The following is a 7987-nucleotide window of genomic DNA, read 5'->3' on the forward strand; positions in this document are numbered from 1 at the left end:
AAAATTCAGCTTTGGTAAATCCGTAGCCGACAATGGCTGGAACATGTTCACAAATATACTGGAGTACAAGCTTGCATGGCAGGGCAAACAACTTATAAAGATAGACAAGTGGTATCCAAGCAGTCAATTATGCCATATTTGCGGCTACCAAAATGACGAAACTAAAAACTTGTCTGTGAGAGAATGGGATTGTCCCGCTTGTGGCAGTCACCATAACCGCGATAAAAACGCTGCAATAAATATTCGAGAAGAAGCTAGACGAATATCTGCCTAACTAATCTCGTAAAATACCGTGGGTCGCACGGGAATCTACGCCTGTGGAGAGAGTGTAAGTCGCTGCAACTCTTCGGGGTCAGTGGTGCTGTTCTCGTGGAAGCAGGAAGCTCCCGCCTCTATAGGAGGGGGTACGTTCACCGGAGAGGAATATCCCACGAGATTGATTGCGTTAGATATGCCTGAAATCAGTGGACAGCAGTTGATTTCAGTAGACAGCTTAGACGTTGCTCTTATGACTAAAGATGGCTGTTATGTCTCGGAGGAAGCTCGGGCCATTGATGAAGAAGTGTCTTTGCATGAGGAAAATTCGCTGCCGCTTCTTGCAAGTCTGCTTCAACTTGAGAGAGGGGTGCGACACGGAAAGGATAGCCGTCATAAAAATTGCAAAATGTACAATTGTTGTGCGTACACCCTACTGTTACTTCAACAAAGATGCTGTCCGCATCTGTTTGCGGACGTACAATCGGACCATGATAGTGCATGATGATTCCCCCGACACATACTGTTTGGCAAACAAGATATTTATGTTAAATCATGCGGAGATTTTCCCGCCGAGAACGCAAGCCTTTTTCTCCGAAACGTCGAAAGATAGTTTCCAGAGTATCGAGCATCTTTTGCTTGTCATTCGGCAATTGCCCATAGATAGGCGTGATGATGGAAGCATTGGTCGCATCTATGGTCGTTTCTATCGTCAATTTACGCAAAAACGTCTGAAGTTCTTCAATTCGTTCGGCTTCCGTGGCTTCAACAAAAGTACCGTTTTTCACATCTTCCATGAGCGGAGTATCAGGAAAAAGAGTAAGCCCTGCCGCCATGACCCGAAACGGCGTGAGCTGGTTGATAACATCTGCTGTTTTTTCCGCATGGGAAAGACCATAGCCGTGACCGCCAAGACCACTCAGGAAAATGACGGCATAATCCATGCCTGCCTCCGTCAGTTTTCCCAGCTGCTCCACGATATCCTTTGCTTCATAACCTTTGTTCATGCGTTTTAACACAGCATCATCGCCGGATTCAATGCCAAATACGAGACGGTCATACCCCATCCGGTGAAGTTCTTTGATTTCCTCAACCGACTTGTTCTTTACGCTGTCCACACGCCCATAGCCTCCGATGGACTGGACAAAAGGCAGGTATTCGTGGATAAGCTCGGCAACGGCTTTCAGCTTATCGAAAGTCAGCAGGAAGGGGTCGGCGCCCTGCAGCCAGATGCGTGGGAAAGATACGCCATACTCCTTGAGTTCCTGCAAATCCTCTTTGACCTCATCCAATGGCGATACGCCAAAGGGCGCATCCTTGTAGTAGGTGCAGAACCGGCAGGCATTATGGGAACAGCCGGACGTTATTTGCAGGAAAACACTGTTCGCCTCATAAGGCGGACGTACAACGGTACTGGCAAAATGCATGATACAACACTCCTTAATAAATCTATATATCGCTTTTTTTAGATATAAATATTTCTTAGAAAAGGGCAGTTGATTCTGCCCTTTCACAGATTGCTCTTGACATACTCGCCAAATTCACGGATTGTTTCTTCATTGCGTTGGTAGTATGTCCACTTGCCTATGCGCTCGGCTTTCAATAGCCCAGCACGCTGAAGAATGTCAAGATAATGGGACACCGTGGACTGGGAAATTCCCGCTTTCTCCTGAATGCTGCCGACACACACGCCTCCTGTCCATGTGCTGCCATCCGGCAAATGCAGTCCTTGCGGTGGGAAATGCTTTTCCGGCTCTTTCAACCATTCCATGATATTCAAACGTATTTCGTTCGCCAAAGCTTTGTAAATTTCTAATGTGTTCATGCCTATATTATATCTTATTTTCGCGATATGTCAATGTTTTTTGTAACAATTTCGGCAAAACATTTTTATCGCGCAGAAAGTCCGGCTTCTCCATGCTGGGGAATATAACCTGCCGCAAGGAACAGGAAACTTGTGCCAAGACCAATGAAAAGGGGCGGAACCGGGCTGTCGACGATAGCAGCTGTTCTTCTATGTTCCAGACAAGATGATTGATGCTGAGGAGAACATTCTCATTCAGTATGTGAAGGATATGGTGGCATGAGGCGCAGCCAGGCTGGTAGAAAGGTTCACCTGCATTGCTATTAGACCGGCAGGTTCATTCGCATTGGTAAGTGGATATCGTTGCCTAGAGAAAAAAGACAAGAGTACACTGCACATGAATGCAGCTACCTTGTCTTTTTTTGCAGCAAATAGTGATACAACGACAGCTTAGGTCTGAGATTATTAAAAAGTGATTTCTGAAAAGCCTAATTCGGAGCTTTTGTATGTTATAGTCGGGCATAGATAAGAATTATGGCGCTCAGGATCATGAGAACCAGACTAGCATTATTAGAATGCTTCAAGAACCGATGCTTACTGTAAAAATCTTTATTCCATTCAGCGATGTGGTTGTTAAAATAGCTAAGCGACAGTTTTGCAACATATACTGACATCAAGCCGCGCTGGCGGGCATTGGAGATGTTGGAGTGGATCTTTTGTTCATCCTCGGAAAGATTGTCAGGAGCAGTATGAAGAATGCGGTTTATGTTAGCAACGCATTCCTGGCGGATTGCAGTGTAATACTGGAGGTTGTTACGATAACTGCGCAGGCAGGCCAGGGAAAGAAACAGGGCAACTATACCGTTAAAAGGCAAAATCCAGGTGATATTAAATTCGATATAGACAAAAAGCGTTGTGGCGATGACAAAAAGAAAGGCCAGTCCGATGGTGCTGTCAAATAAGACTTTTCTGGCAAGGTAAAATATGGGCGTGTTGTTAATGAAAATCAAAATGGAACCTCCCGAAACCGATAGCTATGATAACATAGTCATAATGAATAACACTATATCATATAAATGTCAAAAAGTCAAAGGCGGCAGAGCATAACATTGTTTCGAGCAATTATAGAAAAATAAGTAAAGCAGCGGTATAATTGTCAGTAATGAAGAACGATGATGCAAAGGAGGATGGCTGTGGTTGATTTGCATATGCATTATTCGGACTTTGATGAAGCGCAGATTGAATCGCTTCTGGCTGTTGCGAAGAAACATAACCTCTACATCAGCGGTGGCAGTGATTATCATGGCGAGAATAAGAACATTGCTCTGGGAACGCTGAATCGGTATGGGAAAGAGGTTAAGGAAGAAGAACTGACTATCCTTGCGGAGCTGGCCAGCCGTCAAAAAGAAAAGCCGTTCCCGCTTATCGAAATTGAAGAGTGGCATAATCCGGGCGCATGCTTCTGGTTTGAGCCGGTAAGGATTAAGGACATTATAGTCGTTTTGTGAAATCACTCCGGTCAATGATGGAGATTGGTAAAAAAGCGGGCTATGAGCTGATTTCGGTATGTGGCCCCTGATGTAATGTCTGTGTAATGGTTTATGGAAACGAGACCTGAAAAATCAAGAAAAGCAGATTGGGCAAGAAAAAAATTTCCGTCCCGATGGAGCAGTGGAATTTGTTCTATCTGTGGTGTATGGGCGACGAGATGGCAAAGGCTGGCATCGTAAAATCAAACAACAAAATGGGGTGAAGAAAATCAGCACGGTAATTTACTATTACTCGGCAACGGGTAACTCGTTGTATGTGGCGCGGAAATTGCAGAAGGTTATTAAAGGCGCGGAGATAAGGTCAATCGTAGAAGCCCTGCATGAGGACAGGCCGGAGGTCAATGCGGAGTGTGTAGGATTTGTATTTCCTATGCATTACTTTAGCCTGCCGTTGCAGGTTGAGGAATTCTTACAAAAGCTCACGATACTGGAATCACCGTATATCTTTGCTATAGCTACCTGCGGCGTTCCTTATTGGGGCAGACCGTTTGTGGATGCGAAAAAGATATTGAAGGAAAAGAATCGGCAGATACATGCTGCATGGTATGTACGGCTGGTGTCCAACTACATTCCCTTGCGGGATATAGCTGCAGACTGGCGGATAAATATCCGGGCCTGGCTGGCAGAGCGGAAGCTGAAGAAAATAGCTGGTGCCATAGAGAAGCGGGAACATCACGAGACATGGCAGTTGCTCAGGAAGTTTTGTGCAGGTTATCATGATAAATGGAAAGCAGAACAGCAGAAAATAGATGAAAAATTCCAATGCGATAGGGAAAAGTGTACATCTTGCGGTCTATGTGAAAGGATATGCCCAAGAGGGAATATCCTGCGCCCTCAGGGGCAGCCCGTATGGCAGCATAGCTGTGTAGAGTGCCTGGGATGCCTGCATATCTGTCCTGTTAAGGCCATAGAATATGGCGAAATAACAAAGGGCAGAAAAAGGTACCGGCATAAGAAAATCAAAGCGGCAGAGCTGATTCGGAGGAATGCGTGATGCTTCAGGTCTATACAGGGAATGGCAAAGGAAAGACTACAGCGGCTATGGGACTTGCCATCCGGGCATTAGGGGCAGGCAGGAAAGTCTACATCATGCAGTTCATGAAAAGTCTGGCCTATAGTGAGCAGAAGATTCTTCAGGGCTTTGCGCCTGAACTTATCTTAAGAACCAGTGGTAAGCCGTTTTTTGTTGCAGAAGAAGGAACTTTAAGCAATGAGCTGCGGGATAAGCTGGGAGACAGCGTAGTGATTTTTCCGAAGGGGAAACCTCCGCAGGATTATGTTGAACTTATAAAAGATGGCTTTGCTGAAGTGACAAGAGCAGTATCTTCGGGGGATTACGGGCTGATAATTCTAGATGAACTCAATATGGCATTGCATTTTGGGCTGATAGGCAGAAGTGCTGTGGAGGAATTGCTGGAAAAGGCTCAAGAGAATACGGAACTGGTGATTACCGGAAGATGTGCTCCGGATTGGCTGATTGAGCGGGCAGACCTGGTTACAGAAATGAAGGAAGTTAAGCACTACTATACGAAAGGTGTCGAGGCGCGTAAGGGTATCGAGTGTTGATAGGCTAACCCTAAGGAAATTGACATCATATGCTCTGCTATATACCATCATGATGACAAACTGGTGAGGGATGAGCCGTTGGATGAAGTGCTGAAGGACGCTGATGTCATGCATCATACATTCAACGATTTAGCAAAGCCGGTCAAGGAAAAGGAGCTGGCACGCTATTTGGCATTAAGGCAGGAATTTGGGCTGCCAGTACAGGAGTAGAATTTTTGCAAAAGTGCACGAAATGGAGAGATGGATTTGGCTGGAAAAAAACAGACGAAGCGTGTGGTCAAGGCATTAAATGATTGGAATAAGCCCAGATTTGTTGAGCAGGATGAGTTTTGTAAGGCATCGCTGAAAGTCAACAGGATTAAGATTAATGAGTTTGCCAATATGCTGACGGAAGATATATTTCGTCCCCTGGCCAATATGCTGGGGGAGAAGTCGGAGCGGCCGCTTGTAGCACTGGCAATCAGCAAGGAAAAACTGGGTAAGGTAATTTTCCTGGCTGAAAGTGCAAAGCGGGAGATAGAGGCTATTGATAAAGCGGCTACAAACGAAGAACTGTTCAATGCACAGAATCGTCTAAGAGAGCTATGCGCTGCTGTGGTTGAAGAGAGCGTGAGCATTATGAATTATGAAGGTACACCCTTTGAATTAAAATAAGAGGAGCATTTATGGTCAATAAAATATTAACCAGCTTTTTTGTGCGCAGGCTTACGGAAGAAGAAAGTGAAGCGATTAAACAGAAGCTTATAGAAGATGCCGAAATGCTTTCGCCTGAGGCGCGGAAGATTGTGGTAGATGCCATGACGGACAAGCAGGCATAAAATTTGCTGGGGGTGATGACATGGATTATTCTGTGGAATACCGGAAAAATAAGATGCCAATGGAGCTCTTTCGGCAGAGATATCAGGATAAGGAAAAATACATGGCATATTGTCGTGAGTGCCCAAGGTACGATACCGTCTGGAGCTGTCCGCCGTTAGATATAGATTCGGAAGTCTATTTATCCCGATTTGAATGGATAAATGTGGTGGGGGCTAAGATCAATCTGGAACGCCATGTGATAGAAGATGCTGATACCGCAGACAAAATAAAAGATCAAGGCTGGAGGATTGTGTCTGAAGTGAAGCTGCGCATGGAAGAAAAACTACGCAAGCTTGAGAGGGAACTTTCTGGAAGCATATCCCTTTCCTCTGATGGATGCAATTTGTGCATAGAGTGCAGCCGGAAAGCAGGTCAGCCATGCAGGTTGCCGGATAAGATGAGATATTCGCTGGATGCCTTTGGCTTCGACCTGAGTGCCATAACCCAGGATATGTTGGGAATAGAAATCCAGTGGTGCAGGGACAGACTGCCGGACTACTTCACCTTGGTTCATGGGATAATGACGGTGAACGAGGTGCCGGAGAAAATATGGTTGTCTATAAAAGCAGATATCAAATAATGCCTGTGAGCAGGCAGTGTGTTAGAGAAAAAATCTGAGGTGATAGAATTGGTAAAGCTGACAGGCTACTACCAGCTGCCGGGGGCGATTCCGCAGTCGGTGGATTTTGAGGACTTATTCGATAAATCATTCATGCGTAAGTATACGAACTACCGCAGCTTTGAGAAATTCCTGCAGGGTGGGAAATTCCACATAACCTCCCAACAGGATTTTGAGGATCTTCCCGAGGAACAGATGGATAAGCACGTTGCCAAGACTACACGGTTTAGCAGTTGGGGAGAAATGATTGATTTCGCGACAGATATCTATGCGCGGAAACATGATAAGAAGATGTCATAAAAAAACGCCGGGAGCTATTACCCGGCGTTTACTTATTAAGAAAAGAGGATTAGGCCGCCTTTTGGGGATTTGCCTGTATCCCACAAGGTAGCAATGTCGAACCAGCGCCATGTCCCGTAAGTTACGGTTTTTACCATCAGGGTGCTATCGAACTGTTCGTAGCCATTGATGATGTACCAGTGCCAGACATAATCTTCCATGGAAGGATGCTGGTGAAGAAGTGTAAGGCAGGGGATGGGCCAGCCGTTATCAATCTGCTGGATTATGATGTCTTTGGTCGCTTCGAGGTTGTTGGTGCCTTCCCATGGTTCTAACGTTATATCCGGTGCGTTATGATTGGAGAGAAATTGGGAGAAGCCGTCGATATATATGTCCAGACGGTCAATGCCGGATTCGCGTGGCTTTAGGTATGGCTCCATTACATAGGCAAAGTCCACATAATCAGCCTGGGAGATTGCATTTATGTCGTAAGGGTATAGGCCATGGAGGTTTTTGTAGAGTTCAAAATAAATGCTGCAATCGCAGGCGGTGATGGCGGCACAGCCACCAATATTCATCCAATAGGTAGGGCACCATTCCTGAGTACCACCATAGGCTGAGCCGATTTTGAAGTGAGGAAGTTCTTTCTTCATGGTAGGATCTCCAATCAGATAATAATCTGTAATTTTACGAGGATAGTATACAACAATAGGTTGAACCTCCCCCACTTATAGAAGTGGGGGATTCTTGAGAAGTTTGATACACGGACTAACGCCCGACAGACATATCCCAAAGGAGTTAGCTGTCAGGATACCCTTATTCTCAATGGGCTGTCCAAAAGCCCTCTACACAGTTCTTCGAAATCGAAGTTCTGCTTACTTTTGCGAAGTATGTTTGCCGCCCCGTTGACATCGGCATTTGCAGTTCTGCCATCGGCAAACCGATACAGTCCACGCTGGACACGCTTGCCACTGAATATACCAGTATACGGATTTTCGGCATTGTAGACAGGAATATCGTCCAGGTCAAGGCAGCTTGCCTTTGAAGTATAGGATT

General features: G+C 45.5%; 13 protein-coding genes and 1 pseudogene. 9 read left to right on the forward strand and 5 right to left on the reverse strand.

All coding sequences use genetic code 11. The features are described from left to right. The coding region (locus G598_RS18170; protein WP_157833366.1) for an RNA-guided endonuclease TnpB family protein at positions 1–274 on the forward strand (274 nt) is incomplete at its 5' end. A 529-nt stretch (positions 275–803) separates the two neighbouring features. Here G598_RS18170 and G598_RS0114660 read toward each other — a convergent pair. The 3 genes from G598_RS0114660 to G598_RS0114670 form a co-directional block, all read right to left on the reverse strand. After that, entirely contained in the window at positions 804–1682 is an 879-nt protein-coding gene (locus G598_RS0114660) for a radical SAM protein (protein ID WP_026767553.1), read from the reverse strand. Between the two features lie 83 nt (positions 1683–1765). After that, positions 1766–2080 carry an ArsR/SmtB family transcription factor gene (locus G598_RS0114665; protein ID WP_026767554.1) on the reverse strand — a complete coding sequence of 105 codons (315 nt, stop codon included), beginning with the start codon at positions 2078–2080 and terminating at the stop codon, positions 1766–1768. A gap of 488 nt (positions 2081–2568) precedes the next feature. Continuing rightward, the gene (locus G598_RS0114670) at positions 2569–3069 is read right to left on the reverse strand and encodes a hypothetical protein (protein WP_026767555.1); all 501 of its coding nucleotides are present in this window, start codon (positions 3067–3069) and stop codon (positions 2569–2571) included. A gap of 183 nt (positions 3070–3252) precedes the next feature. Here G598_RS0114670 and G598_RS0114675 point away from each other — a divergent pair, with 183 nt between their 5' ends. From G598_RS0114675 to G598_RS0114710, 8 genes are all read left to right on the forward strand, one after another. Further along, the gene (locus G598_RS0114675; protein ID WP_157833367.1) at positions 3253–3567 is read left to right on the forward strand and encodes a PHP domain-containing protein; all 315 of its coding nucleotides are present in this window, start codon (positions 3253–3255) and stop codon (positions 3565–3567) included. 163 nt (positions 3568–3730) lie between these two features. Then, entirely contained in the window at positions 3731–4603 is an 873-nt protein-coding gene (locus G598_RS0114680; RefSeq protein WP_037364624.1) for an EFR1 family ferrodoxin, read from the forward strand. Then, positions 4603–5175, forward strand: a complete 573-nt coding sequence (locus G598_RS0114685) for a cob(I)yrinic acid a,c-diamide adenosyltransferase (RefSeq protein ID WP_026767558.1) — start codon at positions 4603–4605, stop codon at positions 5173–5175. Before G598_RS0114680 ends, G598_RS0114685 begins: the two co-directional genes overlap by 1 nt. Positions 5176–5238: 63 nt before the next feature. Continuing rightward, entirely contained in the window at positions 5239–5385 is a 147-nt protein-coding gene (locus tag G598_RS20115) for a hypothetical protein (protein WP_211221598.1), read from the forward strand. A 36-nt stretch (positions 5386–5421) separates the two neighbouring features. Continuing rightward, positions 5422–5829: a hypothetical protein gene (locus tag G598_RS0114695; protein WP_157833368.1), complete on the forward strand. Its 408-nt coding sequence runs from the start codon at positions 5422–5424 to the stop codon at positions 5827–5829. Positions 5830–5840: 11 nt separating this feature from the next. After that, entirely contained in the window at positions 5841–5993 is a 153-nt protein-coding gene (locus tag G598_RS19880; RefSeq protein WP_157833369.1) for a hypothetical protein, read from the forward strand. A 20-nt stretch (positions 5994–6013) separates the two neighbouring features. Beyond that, positions 6014–6613, forward strand: a complete 600-nt coding sequence (locus G598_RS0114705) for a DUF2284 domain-containing protein (protein ID WP_026767560.1) — start codon at positions 6014–6016, stop codon at positions 6611–6613. Between the two features lie 18 nt (positions 6614–6631). Continuing rightward, entirely contained in the window at positions 6632–6952 is a 321-nt protein-coding gene (locus G598_RS0114710) for a hypothetical protein (protein WP_245582830.1), read from the forward strand. A 35-nt stretch (positions 6953–6987) separates the two neighbouring features. Here the strand turns inward: G598_RS0114710 and G598_RS0114715 are convergent, their stop codons facing one another. Further along, complete coding sequence (locus tag G598_RS0114715; protein ID WP_026767562.1) at positions 6988–7584, reverse strand: hypothetical protein; 597 nt, start codon at positions 7582–7584, stop codon at positions 6988–6990. 152 nt (positions 7585–7736) lie between these two features. Beyond that, positions 7737–7987, reverse strand: a pseudogene (locus G598_RS19185) (hypothetical protein); the annotation flags it as partial.

Origin of the sequence: Selenomonas ruminantium subsp. ruminantium ATCC 12561, from assembly GCF_000424065.1 — a bacterium.
Lineage (GTDB): Bacteria > Bacillota > Negativicutes > Selenomonadales > Selenomonadaceae > Selenomonas_A > Selenomonas_A ruminantium.

Coding starts and splice junctions, on each gene's coding strand:
- G598_RS0114660 (WP_026767553.1), bottom strand. CDS start 1,682: ATGCATTTTGCCAGTACCGTTGTACGTCCGCCTTATGAGGCGAACAGT.
- G598_RS0114665 (WP_026767554.1), bottom strand. CDS start 2,080: ATGAACACATTAGAAATTTACAAAGCTTTGGCGAACGAAATACGTTTG.
- G598_RS0114685 (WP_026767558.1), top strand. CDS start 4,603: ATGCTTCAGGTCTATACAGGGAATGGCAAAGGAAAGACTACAGCGGCT.
- G598_RS19880 (WP_157833369.1), top strand. CDS start 5,841: ATGGTCAATAAAATATTAACCAGCTTTTTTGTGCGCAGGCTTACGGAA.
- G598_RS0114705 (WP_026767560.1), top strand. CDS start 6,014: ATGGATTATTCTGTGGAATACCGGAAAAATAAGATGCCAATGGAGCTC.
- G598_RS0114715 (WP_026767562.1), bottom strand. CDS start 7,584: ATGAAGAAAGAACTTCCTCACTTCAAAATCGGCTCAGCCTATGGTGGT.